Source organism: Caballeronia sp. NCF2, assembly GCF_023631205.1.
Taxonomy (GTDB): Bacteria; Pseudomonadota; Gammaproteobacteria; order Burkholderiales; family Burkholderiaceae; genus Caballeronia; species Caballeronia zhejiangensis.
In genome coordinates, this window is the sequence record NZ_JALQDN010000063.1 from 106,712 (window position 1) to 130,335 (window position 23,624).

At 63.7% G+C, this 23,624-nt stretch carries 26 protein-coding genes; 12 read left to right on the plus strand and 14 right to left on the minus strand.

The window, feature by feature from the left end; genetic code table 11:
- Positions 1–34 precede the first annotated feature (34 nt).
- The gene (locus NCS02_RS22520; protein WP_250503375.1) at positions 35–751 is read right to left on the minus strand and encodes a DUF899 family protein; all 717 of its coding nucleotides are present in this window, start codon (positions 749–751) and stop codon (positions 35–37) included.
- 27 nt (positions 752–778) lie between these two features.
- Complete coding sequence (locus NCS02_RS22525) at positions 779–1,438, minus strand: glutathione S-transferase family protein (protein ID WP_250503376.1); 660 nt, start codon at positions 1,436–1,438, stop codon at positions 779–781.
- A 226-nt stretch (positions 1,439–1,664) separates the two neighbouring features.
- On the opposite strand from NCS02_RS22525, the gene NCS02_RS22530 reads away from it, so the two are divergent.
- Entirely contained in the window at positions 1,665–2,168 is a 504-nt protein-coding gene (locus NCS02_RS22530; protein WP_250503377.1) for a response regulator, read from the plus strand.
- Here the strand turns inward: NCS02_RS22530 and NCS02_RS22535 are convergent.
- Both NCS02_RS22535 and NCS02_RS22540 read right to left on the minus strand, forming a co-directional pair.
- A complete protein-coding gene (locus NCS02_RS22535; protein ID WP_250503378.1) occupies positions 2,143–2,502 on the minus strand; it encodes a hypothetical protein in 360 nt (119 codons plus the stop codon). The genes NCS02_RS22530 and NCS02_RS22535 overlap by 26 nt on opposite strands.
- 77 nt (positions 2,503–2,579) lie before the next feature.
- A complete protein-coding gene (locus NCS02_RS22540) occupies positions 2,580–2,858 on the minus strand; it encodes a hypothetical protein (protein WP_175982621.1) in 279 nt (92 codons plus the stop codon).
- A 133-nt stretch (positions 2,859–2,991) separates the two neighbouring features.
- On the opposite strand from NCS02_RS22540, the gene NCS02_RS22545 reads away from it, so the two are divergent.
- From NCS02_RS22545 to NCS02_RS22560, 4 genes are read left to right on the plus strand one after another with little or no spacing between them, the layout of a single operon-like run.
- Entirely contained in the window at positions 2,992–3,831 is an 840-nt protein-coding gene (locus tag NCS02_RS22545; protein ID WP_250523296.1) for an ABC transporter permease subunit, read from the plus strand.
- Positions 3,828–4,544 (plus strand): ABC transporter ATP-binding protein, encoded by a 717-nt coding sequence (locus tag NCS02_RS22550; RefSeq protein ID WP_008349001.1) that lies wholly within the window; start codon positions 3,828–3,830, stop codon positions 4,542–4,544. The genes NCS02_RS22545 and NCS02_RS22550 overlap by 4 nt, the downstream gene beginning before the upstream one ends.
- Positions 4,545–4,574: 30 nt before the next feature.
- Positions 4,575–5,579 (plus strand): NrtA/SsuA/CpmA family ABC transporter substrate-binding protein, encoded by a 1,005-nt coding sequence (locus NCS02_RS22555; RefSeq protein ID WP_033536495.1) that lies wholly within the window; start codon positions 4,575–4,577, stop codon positions 5,577–5,579.
- A gap of 16 nt (positions 5,580–5,595) precedes the next feature.
- Positions 5,596–6,837 (plus strand): acyl-CoA dehydrogenase family protein, encoded by a 1,242-nt coding sequence (locus tag NCS02_RS22560; RefSeq protein ID WP_250503379.1) that lies wholly within the window; start codon positions 5,596–5,598, stop codon positions 6,835–6,837.
- Between the two features lie 47 nt (positions 6,838–6,884).
- On the opposite strand, the gene NCS02_RS22565 is transcribed toward NCS02_RS22560, so the two are convergent.
- The gene (locus tag NCS02_RS22565; protein ID WP_008349006.1) at positions 6,885–7,940 is read right to left on the minus strand and encodes an LLM class flavin-dependent oxidoreductase; all 1,056 of its coding nucleotides are present in this window, start codon (positions 7,938–7,940) and stop codon (positions 6,885–6,887) included.
- Between the two features lie 340 nt (positions 7,941–8,280).
- On the opposite strand from NCS02_RS22565, the gene tauA reads away from it, so the two are divergent.
- The 5 genes from tauA (at position 8,281) to NCS02_RS22590 (ending at position 13,909) form a co-directional block, all read left to right on the plus strand.
- Positions 8,281–9,246 (plus strand): taurine ABC transporter substrate-binding protein, encoded by a 966-nt coding sequence (gene tauA / locus NCS02_RS22570; protein WP_372492545.1) that lies wholly within the window; start codon positions 8,281–8,283, stop codon positions 9,244–9,246.
- Positions 9,243–10,022: a taurine ABC transporter ATP-binding protein gene (locus tag NCS02_RS22575; protein WP_250503380.1), complete on the plus strand. Its 780-nt coding sequence runs from the start codon at positions 9,243–9,245 to the stop codon at positions 10,020–10,022. The genes tauA and NCS02_RS22575 overlap by 4 nt, the downstream gene beginning before the upstream one ends.
- Positions 10,019–10,894: an ABC transporter permease subunit gene (locus tag NCS02_RS22580; protein ID WP_175982627.1), complete on the plus strand. Its 876-nt coding sequence runs from the start codon at positions 10,019–10,021 to the stop codon at positions 10,892–10,894. Before NCS02_RS22575 ends, NCS02_RS22580 begins: the two co-directional genes overlap by 4 nt.
- A 266-nt stretch (positions 10,895–11,160) precedes the next feature.
- Complete coding sequence (locus tag NCS02_RS22585; RefSeq protein ID WP_250523297.1) at positions 11,161–12,849, plus strand: ATPase; 1,689 nt, start codon at positions 11,161–11,163, stop codon at positions 12,847–12,849.
- Positions 12,850–12,922: 73 nt separating this feature from the next.
- The gene (locus tag NCS02_RS22590) at positions 12,923–13,909 is read left to right on the plus strand and encodes a transglutaminase family protein (RefSeq protein ID WP_008349015.1); all 987 of its coding nucleotides are present in this window, start codon (positions 12,923–12,925) and stop codon (positions 13,907–13,909) included.
- On the opposite strand, the gene NCS02_RS22595 is transcribed toward NCS02_RS22590, so the two are convergent.
- From NCS02_RS22595 to NCS02_RS22605, 3 genes are read right to left on the minus strand one after another with little or no spacing between them, the layout of a single operon-like run.
- Positions 13,896–14,642, minus strand: coding sequence for an SDR family NAD(P)-dependent oxidoreductase (locus NCS02_RS22595; protein WP_250503382.1), 747 nt, complete (start codon positions 14,640–14,642; stop codon positions 13,896–13,898). The genes NCS02_RS22590 and NCS02_RS22595 overlap by 14 nt on opposite strands.
- Positions 14,643–14,646: 4 nt before the next feature.
- Positions 14,647–15,009, minus strand: a complete 363-nt coding sequence (locus NCS02_RS22600) for a cupin domain-containing protein (RefSeq protein ID WP_008349017.1) — start codon at positions 15,007–15,009, stop codon at positions 14,647–14,649.
- Positions 15,010–15,043: 34 nt separating this feature from the next.
- Complete coding sequence (locus tag NCS02_RS22605) at positions 15,044–15,748, minus strand: glutathione S-transferase family protein (RefSeq protein ID WP_250523298.1); 705 nt, start codon at positions 15,746–15,748, stop codon at positions 15,044–15,046.
- 120 nt (positions 15,749–15,868) lie between these two features.
- On the opposite strand from NCS02_RS22605, the gene nudC reads away from it, so the two are divergent.
- Both nudC and NCS02_RS22615 read left to right on the plus strand, forming a co-directional pair.
- Entirely contained in the window at positions 15,869–16,786 is a 918-nt protein-coding gene (nudC, locus tag NCS02_RS22610) for an NAD(+) diphosphatase (protein ID WP_250503383.1), read from the plus strand.
- Between the two features lie 100 nt (positions 16,787–16,886).
- Positions 16,887–17,474, plus strand: coding sequence for a histidine phosphatase family protein (locus NCS02_RS22615; RefSeq protein ID WP_033536518.1), 588 nt, complete (start codon positions 16,887–16,889; stop codon positions 17,472–17,474).
- 211 nt (positions 17,475–17,685) lie between these two features.
- On the opposite strand, the gene NCS02_RS22620 is transcribed toward NCS02_RS22615, so the two are convergent.
- From NCS02_RS22620 to NCS02_RS22645, 6 genes are all read right to left on the minus strand, one after another.
- Positions 17,686–18,351, minus strand: a complete 666-nt coding sequence (locus NCS02_RS22620) for a MarC family protein (protein ID WP_008349021.1) — start codon at positions 18,349–18,351, stop codon at positions 17,686–17,688.
- A gap of 89 nt (positions 18,352–18,440) precedes the next feature.
- Positions 18,441–18,782, minus strand: coding sequence for a hypothetical protein (locus tag NCS02_RS22625; protein WP_008349022.1), 342 nt, complete (start codon positions 18,780–18,782; stop codon positions 18,441–18,443).
- Positions 18,783–18,846: 64 nt separating this feature from the next.
- On the minus strand, positions 18,847–19,605 hold the full coding sequence (locus tag NCS02_RS22630) for a flagellar brake protein (RefSeq protein ID WP_250441250.1): 759 nt from the start codon (positions 19,603–19,605) through the stop codon (positions 18,847–18,849).
- Positions 19,606–19,827: 222 nt separating this feature from the next.
- Positions 19,828–20,814 (minus strand): hypothetical protein, encoded by a 987-nt coding sequence (locus tag NCS02_RS22635; RefSeq protein WP_175982634.1) that lies wholly within the window; start codon positions 20,812–20,814, stop codon positions 19,828–19,830.
- 221 nt (positions 20,815–21,035) lie between these two features.
- The gene (locus NCS02_RS22640) at positions 21,036–22,121 is read right to left on the minus strand and encodes an alpha/beta fold hydrolase (protein WP_033536494.1); all 1,086 of its coding nucleotides are present in this window, start codon (positions 22,119–22,121) and stop codon (positions 21,036–21,038) included.
- Positions 22,122–22,229: 108 nt separating this feature from the next.
- Complete coding sequence (locus tag NCS02_RS22645) at positions 22,230–23,567, minus strand: glycosyltransferase family protein (RefSeq protein WP_250503384.1); 1,338 nt, start codon at positions 23,565–23,567, stop codon at positions 22,230–22,232.
- Positions 23,568–23,624: the final 57 nt, after the last annotated feature.

Here is a 23,624-nt window from a genome sequence, read left to right on the forward strand (position 1 = left end):
CCGTCCTCGTCGATTTCCTCCGGCAGCGACCGGCTCAGTCACGCGGCCCGTAATCCAGCTTCGGATACCAGTTCGTCCCGCGTCCCTCGGGCGTCATGTCGAGCACGGTCCAGAGCGGCATCAGATCGGGCGCGCCGCGCGGATCCTCGTTCGGATCGGCGGTCGAAAAATCCATCTCGCCGCTCCAGAAATGACGGATCACGCCGTCACGCCGCGTGAAGACGTTGAGCGCGGGATCGTCGCCGCCTTCCTTCGATATCGCGTGATAGTCGCGGCTGAAATTGCCGTTCGTATCGGAGAAAAGCCGCAGGTCGCGCCAGCCGCGCTCCTTCTTGAACGCGACGAGTTTCGCGAGCGGCGAACGCGCGATCACCGCGAGCGCCACGCGCTGCTCGATATCGCGCGCCTCGCCGTCCCACGCCGACAAGAGCGACGTGCACATCGGACACGGCCGCTCGCGCTGCGGCCCGAACATGTAGCTATACGTGACGAGCGTGTCCTTGTCGCCGAAGAGCCCGGCGAAATCAACCGCGCCACGCTCGCCGTCGAATCGATAATCGCCCGTCACTTCGCCGCCGGGCGGCAACGCGCGACGCATCTGCGCGACGCGCTCGATATGCCGGCGCAAGTCGATTTCCTCGGCCAGCAACGCGGTGCGCGCCCGGCGATATTCGGCGCTTTCGTTGGGAAATCTCATCGTCGCGCGCTGCGCGAGTTCATCGGCGGGAATGTACTTCGTGGTCGTGCTCATATCCGATCTCCTTTCAGAATGGGCGATTCAGTCGCGGTCCGGCGCGCCGAGCGGAAACAGCGACCGGTAAGGCCGCGCTTCGTCGACGGCGCGCGCGAACGACGGCCGCGCGAGCAGCCGCTTGCGATACGCGATCACGTTGGAATACCGCTCCGCGATGCGATGACACCAGTCCGCATAGAACAGGAACGGCGCGGCGCCGCAATCCGCGAGGCTGAACGCGTCGCCCGCCGCCCATTCGCGCGCGGACATCTTGCGATCGAGAAACGCGTACGACGTGTCGAGCATCGCGCGGGCATCGGCGACGCCGCGCGCGTCGCGCTCGTGCGGATCGCGCATCGCGTCGAAAACGATCTTCTGCTGCGGCGTGGACACGTAGTTGTCGAAGAAACGATCCATCCAGCGCGTTTCGAGCGCGGCGCGCGGATCGTCGGGAACGAGGCGCACCGGGCCGGCGTGATACAGCCCGAGATATTCGATGATGACCGTCGATTCGATCACCGGGCTGCCGTCGTCGACGAGCACGGGAAAGCGCTTCATCGGCCAGATTTCGGCGAGTTCGGCCATTGGATGCGGCGTTTCGGGTGTCAGCGCGCGCCATTCGAACGGCGTGCCGTTCTCGTACAGCGCCACCAGAACTTTCTGACAGTAAGACGAAAACGGATGTGCATAGAGTTGCAGGCTCATCGGGCTGTCTCCAGATAGTCGAGCGGATTGCGGACGCGGCGCAGCGATCGCGACATTTGCAGCGCCGGCTACTTCCACGACGAACGGCAGCGCTACGGATCGACCATGAATCGAGAAATTTTGTTGTGCGCCGCAGCGTGAACGCTGCCGATTTGCTAACGTGCGCGCTCGAAGAAATTCCAACCCGGACATCGTGTGCATTGTCCGTCGAGGCCGGTCTAAAAGAATGAAGCGCAAAAGCAAAATCGAGATCGTCTTTGCCGACGATCGCCCCGTCGTTTTATATGGGCTGCAAAGCTGGTTCGAGTCGAATGACCGGTTTCGGGTGTCGGCTTGCGTCAGGAACGCCGATAAATTGCTCGCGAGGCTGAAGACGACGAGCTACGACGTAATCGTGCTGAGTTGCGGCATGGAAGGCTCGCCGGCTGACGACTTCGCGTTTTTGCGGGCGATGCGCGCGGCGTGTCCGGATACGCCGGTCGTCGTTTTCACCGACGGAACCAACGCCCACGCGCTCGCCGAGACGCAGCGCGCAGGCGCGGCGGGCCTCGTGAGCATGCGCGAGGGCGCGGGCGAGTTCGAACGCGTATGCGAGCGCGTGCTTTCCGGCGCGACAGGGATCGTCTCGGCGCGCATCGCCGCTTATCGCGACGCCGCCGTTTCTTCCGATGCCGCGCCCGACTATTGCGGCGAAAGCATGAGCGTCACGCAGTTGACCGTGCGGGTCTGACTGCGGCGACGTTATCCGCCGGTACTCTGGCGATTTCGTGCGGATTCTTGCTCTTCGGGAATCCGACGTCTCGCCCGTCTTCGAATCCCTTTTCGTATGCGCGCTGATCGAGCGACTTGAATAGCGGCTCGATTTCGTCGACGTGCATGCGGATCAGTTCCATGAGCGGCTTGACGAGCGCGGCGCTGTCCTCGGTTTCTTTTGCATGGCTGACGACTTGCACCATTGCGCGCAGCGTTTTTGCTCGTTGAGCGCAGTAGTCGCTCAGCGGCATCGAATACGTGATGACTGCATGACCGTGGTCATTGACCGAGACGTTCATTCTGGATTCCATGGTCACTCTCCATCGGACGTTGTGGGAAGCCACACTGTAGACGCCTCCCCCCGCCACGGACCACTAGACAATTCCGATCATGCGCGCAGATACGTGGCTACCACCGCGCTCTTGAGCCGATCGAGTGCTTGCTGCCGCCGTTTCAATACCAGAAGAGATTCGACCATCATCAGATCGTGTTTCAGGCGATCGTCCATTATCGAGGCGGCTTCGATCTGTTTAATCAGCGTGTAAATCCGAACCGCGCACTGTTTGTCGCTCAAAAGCGACGTGTCGAGCTCTTGTTGCAGACATTGAATGGCGCTGACGAGGTCATATTGATTCATGCGGCGGGCATAAGCGAAAGAGGTTTGCAAGCGCGTCTCTCGTAGTAGGCAATGCGTATGCCCTAACGCGGTGAAGCGTGAAAAGCAAAGCACAATAAAACGTTTGTTGCGTGCATTCCGAAGCTTTCTAATTACAGGCTCGAATTCACGACGAGCCGACAAGATGGCTGACCTGACATCCACGCGCGACACCTATCGCTCGGGACACGCGTCTCGCGCGCTGATTTCCAAAGACGTGCTCTACCGATGGCTCTCCTGGACCATCCCCGCAATCGTGGTGCTGCTATGGGAAATCGCGGCGCGCCTCGGACTGATCGCGCCGCAGGTCCTCCCGGCACCGAGCAGCGTCTTCGAAACGGCCGTCCACATGGCGCAAAACGGCGAACTCTTCGTGCACCTGGGCGTGTCGCTGCTGCGCGCCGCGGGAGGCTTCGTCATCGGCGGAACGATCGGGCTCGCGCTCGGCATCGCCGTCGGATTCTCGCCGCTCGCGCAGGCGCTCCTCGACCGCTCGATCCAGATGATGCGCGCCATTCCTTTCCTGGCGATGCTGCCGCTCGTCATCGTCTGGTTCGGCGTCGGCGAAATCGCCAAGATCTTTATGGTCGCGCTCGCGGTGCTCTTCCCGATCTACATCAACACGATGCTCGGCATTCGCCAGATCGATTCGAAACTGATGGAACTCGCCCGCGTGATCGGCCTGAACCGAACGGCGATCGTGCGACGAATCATCCTTCCCGGCGCGATGCCGTCGATCCTCACCGGCGTGCGTTACGCGCTCGCCCACGCGTGGCTCGCGCTCGTCATCGCCGAGACGCTGGCCACGACGAAAGGCATCGGGTTCCTCGCGATGGACGCCCGCGAATTCCTGAACACCAACGTCATTCTGCTCACCATCATCATCTACGCGATCATCGGCGTCGTCGCGGATGCGCTCGTGCGCCTGCTCGAAGCCCGCTATCTCTCGTGGCACGCGAACTACGCAAAAGGGGCGCGCACATGACGGCCATCGTTACGCGCCGCGACGCGCGCGTCGGTTCGCCGGCGCTGGCGGTGTCCGTGCGCGGACTGCAAAGACGCTATGGCAGCCGCGTCGTCATCGATGCACTGGACCTCGATATTCGCAAAGGCGAATTCGTCGCGCTGCTCGGCGAAAGCGGATGCGGCAAGACAACGCTGCTACGCGCGCTCGCGGGGCTCGATTCCCCCGACGCCGGGTCGATCCGCGCGCCGGAACGTCCGTCCGTCGTGTTTCAGGAGCATCGCCTGCTGCCTTGGTCGACGTTATGGCAGAACGTCGCGCTCGGCTACGAGAATACGATCGGCCGGACGGGCGCGGCGCGCGCGCTGGCCGAAGTCGGACTCGCCGGCCGCGAGGACGACTGGCCGCGCAATCTGTCGGGCGGTCAGGCGCAGCGCGTGGCGCTGGCGCGGGCGCTCATCCACGATCCCGCGCTGCTGCTGCTCGACGAGCCGTTCGCCGCGCTCGATGCGCTCACGCGCATCCGCATGCACGGTCTCGTCAAGGAACTCGTCGCGCTGCATCGGCCAGGCGTGCTGATCGTCACGCATGACGTCGACGAAGCGCTCACGCTCGCCGACAGGATTCTCGTCATGCGCGCCGGACGCATCGCGGCGTCATTCGAACCCGGCGAACACGCGCCGCAGGCACTGCGCCCCGCCCTGCTCGCGGAACTCGGCGTCCGGTCTCACTGATCACTTTTCCATAAGACAAGAAGGACGAGCATGAACGACTCATCGCTGAGCCGCCGCCGGTTGCTGCGCGCGGCGGGAGGCCTCCTGGCCGGCGCCGCGACCGGCGGATTGTTCCCGGCACGCGCGGCCGAGCCGCGCAAGCTGACGCGCAACACCGATACGGTCCGCATCGGCTGGGGTTACGGCAGCCTGCCCGACATCGCGAAGCAGCGCGGCGTGTTCGAGAAGACGCTCGCCGCGAAAGGCATCAAGGTCGAATGGGTCGGCCCTTTCCCGAACCATGCGCCTTCGATACAGGCCGTGGTCGGCGGCAGCGCCGACTTCGGATTCTGGGGATCGACGACTCCCGCACTCGCCGCGATGCTCGCCGGCTCGCCGATCGTCTTCACCGCGTTCGACATCTATTCGCCGCGCTCGACGGCCATCATCGCGAAGAAGTCGAGCGGCATCGAATCCGTCGCCGATCTCGCAGGCCGCAAGGTCGCCGTCAACCGGTCGGGGCTTGGCGAATTCCTGTTGATCGCCGCGCTGGAGAAGCATCGCGTCGATCGCGACAAGGTCCAGTTCGTCTATCTGAATCCGCCCGACGCGGCGCCCGCCTTCGCGCAAGGCAAAGTCGACGCTTGGTCGATGTGGTCGCCCGGCGTCGACATCTCGCGCTTCTCTAACGACGCGAAAGACATCTTCAACGAAGGCCGCGATCTGGATTTTCTGATCGATTACAGCTCGCTCGTCACGCGCCGCAAGTTCACCGAGGAGAATTCCGAGCTGATCCGCGCGGTGATCGATGCGTATTACGTGGAAGGCGCGTGGCAGTCGGCGCATTCCGCCGAAGCCGAATTGCTCGTGCAGCGCGAGGGCAAATATCCGGATCAGGTGCGCGACTATCTCGCAAGCCTCAAGCGCGTCAATCAGTTTCACGAGCCCGACGATGCCGCTTTCATCGCGCAATTTCAGCGCGCCGCCGACTGGCTGGCCGAGCGCAAGATCATCAACTCGCGCATCAAGGTCGCGGATTACAGCATCAAGGTGTGAATCGAGGAGCGCACGAATGTCTGACGTCAACTATCCGACGAGCGCCGGACCGACGCTCGTCTCCCCGCTGTCCGCCGCGCTCGGCTTTTCGGAGATCATCGGTGACATCGCCGCGACTGCCGCCGAGCGCGAACGCGGGCACCGGCTGCCGCACGAAGAGATTGCAAAGCTCAAGGCGCTCGGCTTCGGCGCGCTGCGTCTTCCCGTCGATGCAGGCGGAAGCGGCGTTTCGCTGAACGGGCTTTTCATCGTCGCACGCGATCTCGCCGCGGCGGATTCGAACATCGCCCACGCGTTTCGCAATCATCTGTGGCAAGTGGAAGCCGCGCTCCGGAGACGCGAGCAACCGTTCCATACGCGCGTGCTGGAGCTGACCGCGCAGAAGAAGACCATCGGCCTGAGCTTCGTCGACAGCGACGTGGTCGCCGCCGGCGCGCGCCCGACCAAAGTCCTCAGTCGGCTCGAATGGGATGCGTCGCGCGACGTGTACGTCGGCTCCGGCGACAAGATCTACGCGACGGGTAATCTGTATAACGACGCGTTCACCGGCCTCGCCGTGGAAAGCCGCGCGGGCCGCACCGTGCAGTACGTGCTGGAACGCGGCGCGGGCGTCGACGACGACGATGACTGGCAAGGCTTCGGCCAGCGCCTCACAGGTTCGGGAACGGCGCGGTTTCGCGATGTGACGGTTCCAGCCGCGCAGCTTTATCCGCCCGATCCGCCGAAGTCCGATGAAGCCGCGCCCTGGGGCTTCACGTTTCATCAGGTTTATCTCACCAACTGCATCGCGGGCATCGTGCGGCGCGTGGCGCTGGACGCCGTCGACTTGCTGCGCGCGCGCGGACGCAACTTCTATCACGGTGAAGCCGCGCATCCCGTCGATGAACCCGTGCTGCAATCGCTGCTCGGCCGTATCCGCGCGTATTCGGCGAGCGTCGAAGCGATCGCGGATCGCGCGGCCGGCGCGTTGCAGCGCGCATGGGATCGACACGGCACACGCGACGAATACGAGGCGACGCTCGCGGCCACGCTCGCGGCATCGGAAGCCAAGGTCGTGATCGACGATCTCGCCCCGCAGATCGCAAGTTGGCTGATCGATCTCGGCTCGGGCTCCGTCGTGTCGCGCGTCGGCGCGCTGGACCGGCACTGGCGCAACATCAAGGTGATCGCGTCGCACAATCCGCGCGTCTACAAGGAACGCTTTCTCGGACAGAACCTGCTGACCGGACAATTGCCGCCCACGGGCGCGTTCTTCTGATCGCGCGCGCCGTCCCTTGTCGAAGGCGGACGGGACGGCGCGCTTTCTTAGTCGAGCAGACGTCGCACGCGCGGCACGACTTCGTGCGCGAAGCGGGCCATGTCGGCCTCGAAGGGCTGGAATTGCAGCATGAAGAGTTCGATGCCCGCGCGATGAAAGTCGACGATGCGCCGCGCGACCGTGTCGTAATCGCCGACGAGGTCCGCGGCCGTGCCGCCGTTCGACCCGACGCGCGCCGATCGCGCGAAGGTCTGGTGCATCACCGCGTTCGGATCGGTATTGGCCTTTTGCCGTTCGCGCAGCGGCTTGTCGAGTTCCGCCAGCGCGAACAGATGTTCGAGATGAGCCTGCGCTTCGTCCTGCGTCTCGCGCGCGATCACGAACGCCGACAGGCCGAAGCGCAAAGGCTCGTGCCCCGCCGGGCGCGCGCGGGCGGAGACATCGGCGATCAGGGCCGCAACGTCGTCGTGCGGCTGGCCGTTGATGAACCACACATCGCCATGCGCCGCGACGAGCGAGCGCGCCGGCTCCGACTCGCCGCCGACATAGATGCGCGGACGCGCGCGAAACGGATCGGCGGGCCGTAACTGATAGTCGTCGATCCGGAAGTTGTCGCCGCGATGCTTCACGGCTTCTCCGCGCAGCAACGCATCGACGACCGAGATCCACTCGCGTCCGTACGCATAGCGCTCGTCATGCTCCGCGAAGCCGATGCCCGCGCGCTCCAGCTCCGGACGATTCCACGCATTGACGAGGTTGATCGCGAAGCGTCCGCCGCTGATGTGCTCGATCTGCTGCGCCATCTTCGCGAGCACGACCGGATGATAGAGATAAGGCTTGATCGCCGCGATGATCTCGATGCGCGACGTAAGCGCAGCCAATGCCGCCGATGCCGTCCACGCTTCGAGCTGATCGAGCGAAGGATCGTGCGGATTGATCGTGTGCTGGGCGACGAGCACGGAGTCGTAACCGAGGCGCTCGGCCTCTAGCACGAGCGCCTTGTTGCGCGCCCACGAGGCATCGTAGGGCTCGGCGGGATCCTGCAACGCCGCGCGACTGCCATGCACGAGCGCCCAGACGCCGAAGCGGGGAAGATTGGACATCGCTTGAATGAACCGAAGGACAGGTTGGAGAGGATGCTCATGCTAACGCCGGGCCCGCCCGCGGCGATCCAATTTCTATCGATAAGGAATTATCCATTTGGCATTTGAAGACTCGGGAAACTGTCTTCCTGAGCGCAGTTCTTCCGATAACCCTATGACGGCGCACGGCGAATATGCGAAGCACGCGCCGCGTCATTTGCTACGCACGATTGCTTCGTAGCCGCGGCACGCAAAGTGCCTATAGTCGAAGGCTTCACCACATCATTTCGTCCGTTCCATGAAACCTTCGATCCATCGCCGCGCGCTGATCGCCGGCATCGCATCCATCGTTCTCGCTGCTATGGCGCCCGTTCACGCAAACGCCGAAACGCGCGAAGTGGTCATCGGCTATCAGGACATGGTCGTGCCCTGGCGTTATGCGCAGGCGAGCGGCGCCGTCGAGAAAGCCACCGGATACAAGGTCACGTATCGCAAGCTCGGCAGCGGCGCGGATGTCATTCGCGCGCTCGCATCGGGCTCCATTCAGTTGGGCGAAGCCGGCTCCAGCCCGATCGCGGCGGGCTTGTCGCAAGGCGTCGACCTTTCGCTGTTCTGGATTCTCGACAACATCAACGACGCCGAGGCGCTCGTCGCGCGCAACGGCTCGGGCGTAAGCAAGCTCGCGGATCTGAAAGGCAAGACGCTCGGCGTGCCGTATGTGTCGACGTCGCATTTTCATGCGCTCGTCGCCTTGCAACAGGCAGGCGTCGATCCGTCGACGGTGAAGATCGTCAATCTGCGTCCGCCGGAGGTCGCGGCGGCGTGGGAACGCGGCAATATCGACGCGACGTATATCTGGGACCCGGTGCTCGCCAAAGCCAAGCAGAACGGCAAAGTGCTGATCACGTCGGGCGAAGTGGCGAAGGAATCGGGCAAGGCGACCTTCGACGGCTTCGTCGCGTCGCGCAAGTTCGCGCAGGACAATTCGGCGTTCCTGAACGGTTTCGTCAAAGTGCTCGCCGATACCGACGCGCAATACCGCGATCACAAAGCCGACTGGACCGCCGCGTCGAAACAGGTGCAGGCCGTCGCGCAGGAATCCGGCGCGAATCCCGCCGACGTGCCCGCGAGTCTCGCGCTCTACGCCTTCCCGAGCGCGGGCGAGCAGGCGTCGCCGACCTGGCTCGGCGGCGGAGCGCAATCCGGGGCGGCAAAGTCGCTCGCGGCAACCGCTCAGTTCCTCAAACAGCAGGGCACGATTCAGAACGTGCTCGCGGATTACTCCACGGGCGTCGATCCGCGCTTCGTGCAGCAGGCCGCGAAATGACATCGCTTTCCATCCGCAACCTCGGCGTCACGTATGAAGGCGCGAGCACGCCCGCGTTGCAAGGCGTCGACTTGCAGATCGGCAGCGGCGAGTTCGTCGTGGCGCTGGGTGCATCGGGATGCGGCAAGACCACGCTGCTGAATTGTCTCGCGGGTTTCCTGGAGCCGACCGAAGGCGAAGCGTCGCTGAATGGCGAACCGATCGACGGGCCCGGCGCCGAGCGTGGCGTCGTGTTCCAGAAGCATGCGCTGATGCCGTGGCTGAACGTCATCGACAACGTCGCGCTTGGCTTGCGTTTTCGCGGCGTGAAGCGCGACGAGCGCCGCGAGATCGCGCGTCGCACGCTCGCGCTCGTCGGCCTCGCGCAACATGAACACGCGAAGGTCTACGCGCTGTCGGGCGGGATGCAGCAGCGCGTCGGAATTGCGCGCGCGCTCGCGAGCGATCCCGAAGTATTGCTGATGGACGAACCGATGGGCGCGCTCGACGCCCTCACGCGCGAAACCGTGCAGGAACTCGTGCTCGACGTTTGGGCGCGCACCGGAAAGACGGTGTTCTTCATCACGCACAGCGTGGAAGAGGCACTCTTTCTGGCGACGCGCCTCGTGCTGATGACGCCAGGTCCGGGCCGCATCGAAGAGGTGCACGAACTGCCCTTCTCACGGAACTACGTTCGCAGCCGCGATGCGCGTGCCGTCAAATCGTCGCCCGCGTTCATCGAATGGCGGGAGCGGCTGACGCGCCGCCTGCATCGCACCGAGACGGAGGCGGCGTGAACCGGCCCGCTCACGATGTCCCGCTGCCGAACGCCCCAAGCGCATCGCCAGCCACGCGACGCGTCACCCGCACGAAGCATCGCGCGCGCTATCGCGGAATGCCGGGCGCGGGGCCGACCGCGCTGCCCAGCGCGCTGTGCGTCGCGACGCTCGCGGCATTGTGGTGGGCGGCCACGCATTTCCACTGGCTGCCGCCGCTCTTTCTGCCTTCGCCCGAGGCGGTCTGGCAGGCGTTCATCGACGCGTTGCACGGACGGCTTCAGGGCGGATTGCCGCTCTCGGAGCATCTCTTGTGGAGCGCGATCCGCGTGTTCGGCGCGTTCGCGCTCGCGGTTGTCACGGCGGTGCCGGTCGGAATTCTGATGGGCGTGAGCCGCATCGCGCGCGGCGTGCTCGATCCGCCGCTCGAGTTCTATCGGCCGCTGCCGCCGCTCGCGTATCTACCGCTCGTCGTCATCTACTTTGGTATCGATGAAACCGCGAAGATCGTCGTCATCTGGCTCGCCTGCTTCGCGCCGATCGCGATGGCCGCGCGCGCCGGCGTCAGGAGCGCGACTGCCGAGCAGGTGAACGCCGCGTGGTCGCTCGGCGCGAACTTCGGGCAAGTCGTGCGGTTCGTCGTGCTGCCCGCCGCGCTGCCCGAAATACTGACGGGCCTGCGCATCGCCGTGGGCTTCGGCTGGACCACGCTCGTCGCCGCCGAAATGGTCGCCGCGACCGCCGGCCTGGGTCAGATGGTGCTCAACGCGTCGAGCTTTCTGCGCACCGACGTGGTGGTGATGGGCATCGTGCTGATCGGCGCGATCGCGTGGATTTTCGACTTCGGCATGCGCGCGCTGGAGCAGCGGCTCGTGCCGTGGAAAGGACGCTGAGCCGCAAGGGCCTGGCGTCGCGGCGAACTTGGAATCGGCTGGACTCCTGATCCAGTAAGGGTTCCCTATCCGGCAATAAGGAAAATTAATTATTGACGTACTGCTGCTGAAAGGCAGAATCTCTCGGAAACAATCCTAATAAGTATTTCAGCGGCGCGACACGCTGAGAACAGATTTCCTTCCGCCATGCGTTGACGTGGTCTCTATACATGGAGAACAAAATGAGAAGGATACGAGGGATGGTCCTGGCTATTTCATCAGGAGTATTGATCAGTGCATGCGGCGGCGACGCCGGCTCCGATGTCTCAGGCCAGAGCACGAAAAGCATCGCAGGACAGCCGGCTTCACAGACCGAATCGACGACCAAGGGCTACGCGTTGTCGACCGTCATCTGGAGTCGCGTTCCCATCGGCGTGTGCTGGGACATGAACAACGCGGATTTCGCGCGCTTCGCGTCGGCACGAAACTGGAGCCGCCTCGCAGTTCAGGAAACCTGGGAACAGCATTCGGGCGTGCGTTTCACAGGCTGGCAGCAATGCACGAATGACCCCAATTACTTCGAGATCCGAATCAGCGTCGATGACAGCGCGCAGAGCGGGCCGCATACTTTCGGCCTCGGCGCGATGCTGAACAACGCGGTCGGCGGAATGGCGCTCAACTTCACGTTCAGGAACTGGAGTCGAAGTTGCCAGGGACGCGAAGAATACTGCATACGCCGCATCGCCGCGCACGAATTCGGTCACGCGCTGGGCTTCGCGCACGAGCAGAACCGGCCCGACACGCCTTCGACCTGCAACGAGCCCGCGCAGGGCACGAACGGCGACACGACGATCGGCGCGTGGGATGTCGCTTCGATCATGAATTACTGCAATCCCGAATGGAACGGTGACGGCAAGCTGAGCGCCACCGACATCGACATGGTGCAGAAATACTATGGGCCGCCGCCTTCCACTCAGACGGTGTACACGCTGACGCGTGCGCAGGCGCCGGCGCGGATTACCGCCTACGAGTTTCCTTCGCGCGCTGTGAAGGCGTCGATCGATCTTTCGCTGGGCGGCGACTATCAGCGCGTCGATCAGATGTTCGCAAGCGCCGACGGCAAGCGGCTGCACGTGCTGATGGAGCGAAATTCGACGTCCGTCGATCTCGCCACCATCGACACCGCGAGCAACAAGGTCGTGCGCGTCACGCCCATCGGTCCGATGTTGACGACGTTCACCGGCTATGGTTTTCAGCCCGCGTTGACCGGAAATCAGGTCTATCTGTGGAACAAAAATATCATCGACGTCGTCGATACGGATTCGGGAACGCTCGTCAGAAAGCTCGTGCTGCCGAAAGAATTCAGCGTCATCAAGATCGCGACGGCCGCCAATGACAGCGAGCACATCTTCGCGCTCGCGAACGAGCGGGGAACGAGGCTGGAGGTGCTGCGCATCGAATCGGCGAGCGGCTTCATCAGGGGCGGCTATCCGGCCGGTTCGGCGCCGGCGGCGCCGCGCGATGAGTTCACCGTCACGCCGGATGCGAAGAAAGCGTATTTCGTCGGATTCGCGTCGCCGAATGCACAGGGCAATCTCACGGAGATGGACCTGGAGAGCGGCTTCACGCGCGTGCTGACCGATCTGCCGGAGAAGAATCCGAAGTTCATCGCGGCGATCAACAATCAGCAAATTCTCTTCGCCGATGACAATGCCAACAGCCCGAGCTCGGTCATCCTCTACGACGTGACGAGCAGAAGCAAGACGACCGCGCTGAGTTCGTCGAAGTCGATGGCGTATCTCCAGTACGAGCCGAAAACGAAATCCATTCTTCTGGAGCAGGACGGCGTCTGGTCCGTCAATCAGTTGAGGCAGCGCGCGGACGGAAAATACAGAGACGTCGATCTCGGCCTGCGATCGTTCAGCAGCGGTTCGGCGTATGGCGGCGTCGCTCCGTTCGTGCTCGTGACGCGTTGATGTTCAAGGCGGCGCGCCAGTGGCATGATTGTCGGGTCGACCCGATCGTGCAGCGCTGGCCCGGAGGTGGCACATGTCCGTCTTTCTCGAAGTCGAGCACGTCACGACCTATCGCTACAACACGCCGGTGGAATTCTCGCCGCATCGCGTGATGTTCCGGCCGCGCGCCGCGCACGATATCCGCGTGCTGTCGGCGACGCTCGCGGCCGCTCCGCACAGCACGCAGTACTGGATGCACGACGTGTTTTCCAATTCGGTCGCGGTCGTCGAGCCGCGCGTGCCCGCCGACACGCTCGAACTGCGCGCGCGTTTCGTCATCGAGCATTTCGGCATCAGGAATCTGGAGTTGCCGGTCGCGCCCGAAGCCGAGAATTATCCGTTTCAGTACGCCGACGAGGACCGGCTCGATCTGGCGTCTTTCCTGCCGCCGCAGTATCCCGACGATCAGCCGATGCTGCGCGACTGGGTCGCGCAGTTTCTGCCCCGGCGCGGCGTCACGCACACGCGCGACATTCTGGGGAACATCAACGCCGCCATTCGCAGCGACTTTCAGTATCAGTCGCGCGACGCGATGGGCACGCAGCGTCCGTCGGAGACACTGAACCGGCGCAGCGGCACCTGTCGCGATTTCGCGCTGCTGATGATGGAAGTCGTGCGCGGACTCGGACTGGCCGCGCGCTTCGTGTCCGGGTATTTGTACGATCAGGCGCTCGACACGCCCGCTGCGCCGGCCGTCCGCAACACGGGGCTGCAGCAGGGCGCGCGACAGATCGAGAGCCGCGACGAGCCGCTCGTCGTCGGCGCGGGCGCGACGCACGCGTGGCTGCACGTCTTTTTGCCGGGCGCGGGCTGGGTGCCCTACGATCCGACGAACTCGCTCGTCGGCGGCACCGATCTGATCCGCGTCGCGTACACGCGCAAGCCCGAACAGGCGGCGCCGGTGTCCGGATCGTGGTTCGGCGCCGCGGAGGACTTCGCCGGGATGGACGTCAGCGTCAGCGTGCGGCGCATCGAGCCGCCGAGCGAGCCGTTGGCGTCGGCGGCGATCAAAACGGACTGATCCCCGACATGCCGCCATCGACGGCTAGATCGGCGCCGGTCATGTATTGCGATGCATCCGTCGCAAGGAAAAGGACCGCCGATGCGATCTCGGCGGGGTCGGCCGGACGCTTCATCGGGATGACTTTCGCCCACTCCAGCAATTGCGTCTCCGACATGCCCAAGCTGTCGAAGATCGGCGTGTTCGCGACGCCCGGCGAAATACTGTTGACGCGTATGCCGAGCTCGACGAATTCGGCGGCGAAGCTTTTGGCCAGAGAAACGACAGCCGCCTTCGACGCGCAATATGCGGAGAAATTTTTCGTGCCCTGATTGGCCGCGAGCGATGCCACGAGAACGATCGATGCCGGCCGCGCGAGCGAAGGCAGCGCTTCGCGCACCGTCGCATACACGCCGCCGACGTTGATGTTCAAGACATCGGTGAATTGTTCCAGCGAGGTTTCGCGCACGGGCGTCTGCCGGGAAATGCCGGCGTTGGCGACCAGAACGTCGATCTCGCGCTGAAAATGCTCGACTGCGGTTTTGTAGAGACGCTGCATGTCGGCCGGACTGGCGGCGTCGGCCACGACGCACAGCGCATTCTCGCCGAGCGTTTGCGCGGCCTGACGCAGCTTCTCCTGGTTGCGTCCGCTGATCACGACGCGGGCGCCCTCCGACACGAACCGTTGCGCGGTGGCGAACCCGATGCCCGAGCTTGCGCCGGTCACGACCGCCAGTTTTTTATCGAGCAGCATCGTTTCATCCTTGCAGGTTGATGACGAGGGCGCGACCCGAGCGAAGCGCGCGCGTCGAATGCCCCGAGCCTTTCAGATCGCCTGCGACGAACACCGAGCCTTCCGCGAAGCGCCGCGCGATGTCCCCGTCCTGCACCGCGATTTCAAGCTCGCCTTCGAGGACGACGACATACTGGCGCGACGGCGGATTATGACGATCGAGAAAATAGCCTTCGTCGAACTCATGCACCAGCACGCTCTCGCATGGCTGCGGCGGCGATAGCGTCACCGAAATGCCGTTGAACGGCACGGCGACGGTTTCGAACACGCGAATGGTCCTGAATGCCGAGTGCCCGTCGGCGTCGGTGTAGATCTCAGCGCAGTCCATGACGTCTCCTTGTCGACGATCCGCTTCGAAAATGTCACGCCACCGCTCCCTGGCCCATGCGTTCGCGCACCGCGCCGCAATGTTCGACGAGCTTGCCGCGCGTGGCGACGAATCGTTTGAGCGGCGTATCGATGTCGTAGAACCAGAAGTTCGCGACGAACCCGTACAGCGCGGCATCGATGCTCGCGGGCGCGTCGCCGAACATGAACGGACCGTCGCCGAGCAGATTCGCTATTGCCTGGAGACTCGCGATGCCGCGTGCATACACGGCGTCCGGCTCGTATCTGCCGATGCCCTGATATCGATAGCGTTCGAAGTTGTATTTGCGCGCGCCTTCGAGCGCGTCGGCGCCGATGTCCGGATGCTGCGTCAGGAGCGCATCGCGAAACTGCGGCCAGTAGCGGTCGTCGCGCCAGCGCGAGTACGACATCACCCAGTAAAGATCGTCGAGCGTGCGGCGGACCAGCAGATCGAGATCGCGCTGCGCGGCGCCCAGCGCGTCGTCCAGTTCGATTGCGTGCTTGCTCTTCAGATGCGCGATGATCGCATCGCTGTCGCCGATGGTTTCATCGCCGTCGACGAGATACGGCAACTGCCCGCGCGGCGCGGCGCTCGTGTCCAGCACGTGACGATGCTCGAATGGCAGGGCCGCGAGCTTCAGGAACGCGAACACCTTCAATCCGAACGGATTGTTGTCTTCGAGGCCGAACAACTGAGGATACGAATAGAGCGTGATCATCGACGTCTCCGTGCGTCCTCCAGCAAGGACGCGCCAAGTTCGTTACGATTCCCGGTTGGCCTTGCATCTTCCCGTCACGCGTCGCGCCGCTTCCGCGCGCCGCCACACACGAAAAATACTATGCCCACGCCGCCTCATGCCATCGGTTTTACACTCGATCCGCTCGATCGCGTATCGGAGAAGCGCGACGATGAAACCTACGTCGCCGGCCTGCGCGACGATCCCGCCACGCGCTTTCTGCTGTTCGTGAACAACGTGCCGCTGTTCAAGCGCGCGAACGGTCACGATCCGCTTTTCGTCGCCCAGGAAATCGCGGCGCTCGGCGCGCCCGCGCAGACGGTTCTTCTCGGCCGCGACGCCGACCGCCGCGCGCTGTTCGCCCATTCCTTCGATGCAGAAACGCCGAGCCTCGCCGATGTCGAAGCGGTCGAACTGCGCCCCATCGCGATGCAGGGTCTCGTGTCGCCGCCGCTCGTCAGCGCGCTCGGCGAAGCGCGATCGATGCTCGACTGGCATCGCCGGCATCGCTTCTGCGCGAACTGCGGCCATCCGACCGATTCGGCGGGCGCGGGCTGGCGGCGCATCTGTCCGAACTGCAAGGCGCAGCATTTTCCGCGTGTCGACCCCGTGGTCATCATGCTCGTCACGGAGGGCGAACGCTGCCTGCTCGGGCGTCAGCCGCAATTTCTGCCGGGGATGTATTCGTCGCTTGCGGGCTTCGTCGAGCCGGGCGAGACTTTCGAGCACGCGGTGTATCGCGAAGTGCTGGAGGAAGCGGGCATCCGCTGCACGGACGTGCGCTATTTCGCGTCGCAGCCGTGGCCGTTTCCTTCATCGTTGATGATCGGATGCTTCGCGCGCGCCGTCACGACCGATATCACCATCGACAGGAACGAGCTCGAAGATGCGCGCTGGTTCACGCGCGAGGAGATCCGCGCGATGCTCGACGGCACGCACGAACAGGGACTTTCCGCGCCGAAGCCCTTCGCGATCGCGCATCATCTGCTGAAGGCGTTCGCGACGCGCGAGGTGGACTGAGTGGGCAGCTTCGCGGCGCGGCTCCGGCGATCGGTGCAGAATCCGAACCTGTGTTGCGCGGGGCGCGGCGAGAGCATTCATCAGACATCGGGTGAACGACATGAACATGAAAGGCGGCATGCATATCTGGCTGATCCGGCATGGTGAGACCGAGTGGAGCAAGTCGGGCCAGCACACCGGCACGACCGACATTCCGCTCACCGACGAAGGACGCAGACAGGCGCGGGCGCTCGCGCCGGTGCTCGCGTCGCAGTCTTTCGACTTAGTTTTGACGAGCCCGATGGGCCGCGCGATCGAAACCTGCCGGCTCGCGGGTCTGGGCGATCGCGCGACGGTGGAGTCCGAGCTTCACGAGTGGAATTACGGCATCTACGAAGGCCGCACCACGCCGGAAATCCGTGAAGAGGCGCCGGACTGGTCGGTGTGGTCATCGCCGATTCCGGAGGGCGAAAATCTCGCGGATGTCGGCAGGCGCGCGCAGGCGCTCATCGACAAGCTGCTCGCGACGAATGCGATGAACATCGCACTTTTTTCGCACGCGCATTTTTCGCGTGTGTTCGGGGCGCAGTGGGCGACGGGATCGCCGGCTCTTGGGGCGCATCTCGCGATGGATACCGCCGCGATGAGTGTGCTCGGATTTGAGCGCGACGTCCGCGCCATTGTTAAGTGGAATCTCTTGCCTTTTTGATGTTTTTTGCGATAGGTCCCGTGATCGTGTCGGCCTTTTCTTTCGCCGGATCCCGTTTTCGTGTCGGTGCATTAGGACAGGGGCAACGCCAATAGACCGACACCAACACGGGATCCGGCGAAGAACCATAAAAACCATCATCAGCAAAAAGCCCATACCAACGGTGCCTGCGAAGTTCCTGCGATCCGCCATCAAAACCCCGTCTCCCGCTCTACTTGACGTTGAGCTGAACCGATGCGATCAGTTCCGACAAACCGAGCCAGAGAATTTGCACGCCGATACAAAAGATGATGAACGCGAAAAGGCGCATGGCAATCTGCGTTCCGACGGCGCCAAGCAGGCGCTCCAAATGCCCCGCGAATCGCACGCACACATAGATGCTCGCGCACAGAACGACAAGCCCGACGCCCACGCCGGCGAGATGCACCGGCTGCAGCCCATGACGCGGCGAGCCCGTGCCGAGCGCGATGGCGACCGCGATCGCACCCGGCCCGACGGTGATCGGCAGCGTCAGCGGATAGAACGCCTTCGCACGCAGCGACGCGCCGCCGCGCGGCGTGGGCGCGGGTTCGGCGCCGTCGTCGTCATCGGGCGTCTGAAGCAGGCTCCAGCCCGCCATCGCGACGACGAAACCGCCCGCCACGCGCAACACCGGAATCGAGATCCCGAAAAACGTCAGCACATAAGCGCCGATCAAAAGCGACGCGAGCAAGATCACGAAACTGTTGATGCAGATGCGCCGCGCGAGCTCGGCGCGATCGGCGTCGCCGATATGCGGCAGCATGCTCAGCACGACGAGCGCCGTCGCGGGAGGATTGATGATCGGGAACAATCCGGCGACGATCACAAGGACCGTCTTGGCGAATTCGTTGAGCATGCGCGTCGTTGTCCGTCGTTCGTTGGCGTGCTGCAAGCCCGGACATTGTGCACGCTAAGCCGGCGCGCGTGCGCGCAATGACGGTCCGATCAGACGAACGGTGCGGTGAGAATCAGCGTGCATTCGGTGAGAAACGAGCCGATCCCGACGCCGATCAGCACGCGCGCGACGATCGTCCATACGCGCCGATCGACATTGCCCGCGCAGCGCCACGCGAGCGTGCACCACAGCAGATACAGCGCCGAGCACACGGCGAATACGCCGAGCATGCCGGGCCAGAACCAGACGGTGATCAGCAGAAATGTTTCGGGAGTGACGCCGCTCGTCCAGAGGTCGAGATAGACGAACCACCACGCGAGGTGGATCGGCACGCCCAACAGCCACCAGACTTTCCAGAAGCGTTCTTCTCCGCGCCAGGCCTTGCGCAACATGCGTCGTCGTGAGTGGAAAGAGGCACGCATTTTACTCCACGCGTTGCGCGCCCTTTCCGCGCCTTCAGGCCGACAGGCTGCGGCGTTTCGCTTCCATGCGCGTGATGAGCCGCTGCAGCACGTTCTCCGCGGCGGCCGAAAGCCGCACGAAGCGAAAGCCGACGACGTAACGCACATCGCCGCGCGGCGTCGTCACGGAGCGCGGCGACACGAGTTCGAGATCGACGGGCAAGGCCGCGCCCGGACCGAGATGAAGCACGACATCGCGGAACACGGTGCCGCGCTCCGTTTCCGCGAGACGCGGCGTGTCCATGCGCAGCGCGATGCCACCGAGCGACAGGTCGTGCACTTCGTGGCGGAACGCTTCGCCGTCGGCGAATGCACCTTTCGCGTAGAAGGGTTCGAGAACCGGCGTCGGCACGCGGAAGTATTCGCGACGCTGGAACTGATAGAGCTTCTCGGGGAACGGCACTTCGAACGCCTGACGTCCTTCGTGGGTCACGGCGCGCGCGGCGAGCGTCGTGAATTCGACGCGCACGCCGTCCGGCGCACCCTTGAAATACAACTGCCGCGCTTCGAGCAGCACACGATTGTCCGCCTCGACGCCGCCCCAGTCGAACACGATGCACGCTTCGCGCGCGTCGGTTTTCAGCAGTTGCGTAACGATCTGTCCGCGCCCGCTCGTCACGGTGAGCATGTCGCCCCGCTGCACGAGCGTTCGCAGAACGATCGATATTTCGGATGGCGTGTGTCGCGCGAAGCGCTCATGATCTTCCGCGAATTTTTCGATGTCTGTCGTTTGCGGCAACGGTTCGGCGAGCATGATGGTCCAATCTAGTTATCAGTTTGGGACAGCGAGCGACGACTACCTGCTTTGCCTTATGTTGCCCGAAAAAAAACGGCTTCAGTACATCGGTAACGACTAGATTTTCACGGCAATTCAGCGTTTTGCAGAGCAGCAAACCATTTGTCTTACGGATAACTTTCTAAAAAAGAGAAGGCCGGGCGCGAACACCCGGCCTTCTCGCGCTTCATGCGACACGCGTCACGCGAGCGTATCGAGTTCGCTTGCGAGCGCGCGGCGTCGGATCGGCGCGAGCGCAGCGCCCATGCGTTCGCCCTGCGCCTCGCTGATGAGGCTCATCAGGATTTCGCCGAAGCGCGGTTCGTCCACGCCCGAGATGATGTACTGCCACCGATACGCATCGACCAGTCCCGCATGCACGCGCGCCTCTTCGTCGGCGGAAAGCGCGCGGTCGAGTTGCGATACGAAGTAATGCGCGTCGGCGGCGGCTTGCGCCTGCATCATCCCGTCGATGGCCGCGACTAGCTCGATCAGATCGCCGATCGCGGCATCGCGCGCGTCGTCGTCGAGCCGCGCGTCTTCGCGCATCCACTCGAGTTCGTCGATGATCGCGTGCTGCGACTCCTCCTTCCAGTGGAACAGGAAGATGTCCTTGAATAGCGGCGACAAGCTCGCGTCGCTTTCCATGCTCTGCCGGTAATGCACCTGCGTGACGATTTCGACGCAACACGTCAGCGCGAGAATCGACCACGTCGATTTGCCGAGCACGAACGCGGCAACCTCGTCGGCCTGCGCGATGAAGCGATAGCCCGGCGGCAGCGTTTGCGCGGCGAGCGCTTCCACGCGGCGAAACAATTCCTGATGCTTCAGCTCTTCGTCGGTGAACCGCACGATCGCTTCGAGCGCGGTCTGATCGCCGAGCGCATGATCGCGGCCGACCTCGAGCATCTTCGCGCCGACGAAACGCTCGATCATGCCGAACATGTTGGCGTACGTGCGGCCCTGAACCTGCGACATCAGACGGCGCTCGCGCGCGTCGAGGAACGGCAGACGATGCACTTCGGATAGTCCGTCGGGCATGAACTTGTGCGCGGGATCGAAATGACGGCCGCGCAATACGTCGCGATCGATATCCCAGCGGATGCGGCGGGACACTTCGATGCACTTCGCATAACGTTGCTGCGGGGTGATTTTCCTGGATTGAGACTCGTGCTGAACGGCTTCCATGTGCGAACTCCGGAACGACTCTGCGTCGATGACTCTGATGAATGCGCGCCCTGCAATCCGCGCGCTGCGTCGAACAGGTCTGCGTAGGGTCGTGCGCCGCGTCACCGTTCTGCGAATCATTCTCTGCAACGGCCCGCTCTCGCACATGAGGCGCATGTCCCGGCTGGGCACCGGGACACGGCATTTGGCGGCAATGAAGGGGGACGCAGGTCCCGAAGCGCTCAGGCGGCGGGCGCGTCGAAGCCCGCGCGGCGCGCGAGCACGATGGCCTGCGCGCGGTTTTCGACTTCGAGCTTCGCGAAAATGCTGGTGATGTGATTGCGCACGGTCTTCTCGCTCAACGCGAGTCGCGCGGCGATCTGCGCGTTGTCGCGCCCGCCCGCGAGCAATTCGACGATATCGCGCTCACGCGGCGTCAGCGCGGAGAACGCCGGATCGCTCACGTTCGATGACGGCAGAAACCCCCGCACTTCCTCGCGCCAGCGTTGCCACGCAGGCTCGGATTCGAGCGTGATGTGATTTTCGCTATCGAGCGGCACGAAGCGCGCGCCGGCAATCTGCCCGGCGAGCAGGCGGCTTTCGTCGAACGGCACGCGCGCATCGCCGCTCGCGTGCAGCACGAGCGTCGGACATTGCACGCGCGGCAGCAGCGCCACCACGTCGATCTCGTTGAACACGCGCATGATGCGCGCGGCGTTGCGCGGCGTGGTCGTCAGACGTTCGAGTTCGTTGAACCAGTGATGCTGCTCCGGCGTGCCGCCGGGAATGAACTGCGTCGTGAAGAACTGGCGAAACGCCGGATTCTGCTTGCCCCAACCGAGTTCGGCGAGCTTCACGAGCATTTCGGCTTCCTCGTGCAACGCCGGATCGCACGAGCGTTTCAAACGGCCGCGCGCGTAGCCGCCATGCAGCACGAGATGCGTGACCCGCTCCGGATGCGCGACCGCATACGCGATGGCAATCGACGCGCCCTGCGAAATTCCCAGCAGCGGAAAGCGTTCGAGGCCGCTCGCATCGGCGACGGTTTCGAGATCGCGCAGCCAGGCGTCGAAGGAAATTTCGCCGACGTCGCGATCGGAGAGACCGCAGCCGCGCTGATCGTAGCGAATCAGCGTGTGACGGCCGCACAGTTCGAGCATCAGATGGTTCCAGACCGGGCTCGTGAAATCGAGCTCCAGATGACTGAGCCAGTTCGCCGCCTTGATGAGCGGCGGGCCGGAGCCGCACGTCGCGTACGCGATGCGCACGCCGTCGCTCGCCGTGCAAAGGCGGATATGCTGCCGAGGCGTGGACGGGCGCGGCATCATCGGAACGATGTGTAAGTAGGGACTACCTAAAAAATCGATGCACGCGCGGCGGCTCGCGCGATCGCTCATGCTTGCGCGTAAAGCTTTGGAAAGTCAAGGAATAGACAGTCAGGGACGGCGCGCGCCGCGCATCTGGCTCGTCAGGTCGCCGTGATGCATGATGAGCGCGCGCAGCGACGGCCACATATGCATGTAATGCACCATGAAGCTGTCGCGCGACTGAAGCTGATACGGCGTGTTGATGGTCGCGCAATCGAGCAGATGGCACGAGTCGGCAAGGCCATGCCGTGCGAGCACCTTGATGAACACGTCCTGGTCGCCGCCGCTCGCATAGGTCGACGATTTATCCGCGATCGCGCCGATGCTCTGCTCGATTTCCGTCAGCACGTCGAGGTTTTGCGGCGTGTTGCGAAAACCCATGATGCCCGAGTTGAACTGCCAGCTTACGTCCGTCGCGAGCACGCGATCCCGCTTCTCGCATAGCGGTTCGAGCCGCCGGCTCTGATCGGCGACGAGCACGTCGGCATCGATCCAGAAGACCCATTCGTGTTCCGGCAAATGGCGCAGCAACACCCAGGGCTTGATCCAGTTGCCGCTCGCGCCCGCGCCCGCTTCGGCCGGCACGTCGCGATAGAGATGCAGCGCGTAGCCGTGACGCTCGCAATAGCGGCGCACGTTGCGCTCGGCGATCGCGCCGTATTCGCGGATATTCGGCGTATGAAGCATCGCGAGCGCGATGGACGCGCTTCGGTTCGACGCTTCGTAGCGTGTTTCATCGGCTTCCGGCTGCGGCAAGGCGAGATACGGCAGGCCGCGCGCCTGACACTCGTTGATGTGCTCCGCGAACAGATCGCGCAAGTCGGCGAAGACCGGCTGATTCTTCGGCGCATCGGGCATATCGGCGAGCGCAAGAGAGAACGCGGGCCATTCCGCCCATATCGGCGACACGTTCAGCGCCGCGAGCACAACGGGATGATGGCCTTCGATCGCCTCAGTGAACGGCCGAGGTCCTAGCGCACTCAGCAGCTGCGCTTCGCTCGCGAGCGCCCTGCCGAACCTGGCGCCCTCGCAGATGCGTTGAACCCGCTCGCGCGCGGCCGCCGTGTTGCGCCAAAGCTGAAACGCCGCCATGACGTCGCCGGGGTCATCGTCACGATACGAGACGATCCAATCGCGGTTTTCCCCGCGCATGAGCGTCTCGCACGGAATGTCGCGTAACAGCAGGCAATCCTGCGTGATCAGCAACACGAGATCGCCCTCGGCACACGCGCGCAGCTTGCGCAACAACACCTGATACTTCAACAGCATCCGCAGATGTGCCCAGCCGATCGCGGCCGTATCGACATACTCGTGCGGATAAGCAAGACGCGCGCAATAGCGGCGATGATTTTCGAACGACGCGCGCGCGGTGTCGTCGGCAAAAAAACTGATGACGTGAGTCGTCATGGCGATGCTCCAAAATGCCGGGTGTCGGGGATTTTGGTCCCGTCATCGGCGCGCGGG

Excerpts from the sequence above, each read along its gene's own strand:
- NCS02_RS22520 (WP_250503375.1), bottom strand. The coding sequence starts at position 751 with ATGAGCACGACCACGAAGTACATTCCCGCCGATGAACTCGCGCAGCGC.
- NCS02_RS22525 (WP_250503376.1), bottom strand. The coding sequence starts at position 1,438 with ATGAGCCTGCAACTCTATGCACATCCGTTTTCGTCTTACTGTCAGAAA.
- NCS02_RS22530 (WP_250503377.1), top strand. The coding sequence starts at position 1,665 with ATGAAGCGCAAAAGCAAAATCGAGATCGTCTTTGCCGACGATCGCCCC.
- NCS02_RS22535 (WP_250503378.1), bottom strand. The coding sequence starts at position 2,502 with ATGGAATCCAGAATGAACGTCTCGGTCAATGACCACGGTCATGCAGTC.
- NCS02_RS22545 (WP_250523296.1), top strand. The coding sequence starts at position 2,992 with ATGGCTGACCTGACATCCACGCGCGACACCTATCGCTCGGGACACGCG.
- NCS02_RS22550 (WP_008349001.1), top strand. The coding sequence starts at position 3,828 with ATGACGGCCATCGTTACGCGCCGCGACGCGCGCGTCGGTTCGCCGGCG.
- NCS02_RS22555 (WP_033536495.1), top strand. The coding sequence starts at position 4,575 with ATGAACGACTCATCGCTGAGCCGCCGCCGGTTGCTGCGCGCGGCGGGA.
- NCS02_RS22560 (WP_250503379.1), top strand. The coding sequence starts at position 5,596 with ATGTCTGACGTCAACTATCCGACGAGCGCCGGACCGACGCTCGTCTCC.
- NCS02_RS22565 (WP_008349006.1), bottom strand. The coding sequence starts at position 7,940 with ATGTCCAATCTTCCCCGCTTCGGCGTCTGGGCGCTCGTGCATGGCAGT.
- tauA (WP_372492545.1), top strand. The coding sequence starts at position 8,281 with ATGGCGCCCGTTCACGCAAACGCCGAAACGCGCGAAGTGGTCATCGGC.
- NCS02_RS22575 (WP_250503380.1), top strand. The coding sequence starts at position 9,243 with ATGACATCGCTTTCCATCCGCAACCTCGGCGTCACGTATGAAGGCGCG.
- NCS02_RS22590 (WP_008349015.1), top strand. The coding sequence starts at position 12,923 with ATGTCCGTCTTTCTCGAAGTCGAGCACGTCACGACCTATCGCTACAAC.
- NCS02_RS22595 (WP_250503382.1), bottom strand. The coding sequence starts at position 14,642 with ATGCTGCTCGATAAAAAACTGGCGGTCGTGACCGGCGCAAGCTCGGGC.
- NCS02_RS22600 (WP_008349017.1), bottom strand. The coding sequence starts at position 15,009 with ATGGACTGCGCTGAGATCTACACCGACGCCGACGGGCACTCGGCATTC.
- NCS02_RS22605 (WP_250523298.1), bottom strand. The coding sequence starts at position 15,748 with ATGATCACGCTCTATTCGTATCCTCAGTTGTTCGGCCTCGAAGACAAC.
- nudC (WP_250503383.1), top strand. The coding sequence starts at position 15,869 with ATGCCCACGCCGCCTCATGCCATCGGTTTTACACTCGATCCGCTCGAT.
- NCS02_RS22615 (WP_033536518.1), top strand. The coding sequence starts at position 16,887 with ATGAACATGAAAGGCGGCATGCATATCTGGCTGATCCGGCATGGTGAG.
- NCS02_RS22620 (WP_008349021.1), bottom strand. The coding sequence starts at position 18,351 with ATGCTCAACGAATTCGCCAAGACGGTCCTTGTGATCGTCGCCGGATTG.
- NCS02_RS22625 (WP_008349022.1), bottom strand. The coding sequence starts at position 18,782 with ATGTTGCGCAAGGCCTGGCGCGGAGAAGAACGCTTCTGGAAAGTCTGG.
- NCS02_RS22630 (WP_250441250.1), bottom strand. The coding sequence starts at position 19,605 with ATGCTCGCCGAACCGTTGCCGCAAACGACAGACATCGAAAAATTCGCG.
- NCS02_RS22635 (WP_175982634.1), bottom strand. The coding sequence starts at position 20,814 with ATGGAAGCCGTTCAGCACGAGTCTCAATCCAGGAAAATCACCCCGCAG.
- NCS02_RS22640 (WP_033536494.1), bottom strand. The coding sequence starts at position 22,121 with ATGATGCCGCGCCCGTCCACGCCTCGGCAGCATATCCGCCTTTGCACG.
- NCS02_RS22645 (WP_250503384.1), bottom strand. The coding sequence starts at position 23,567 with ATGACGACTCACGTCATCAGTTTTTTTGCCGACGACACCGCGCGCGCG.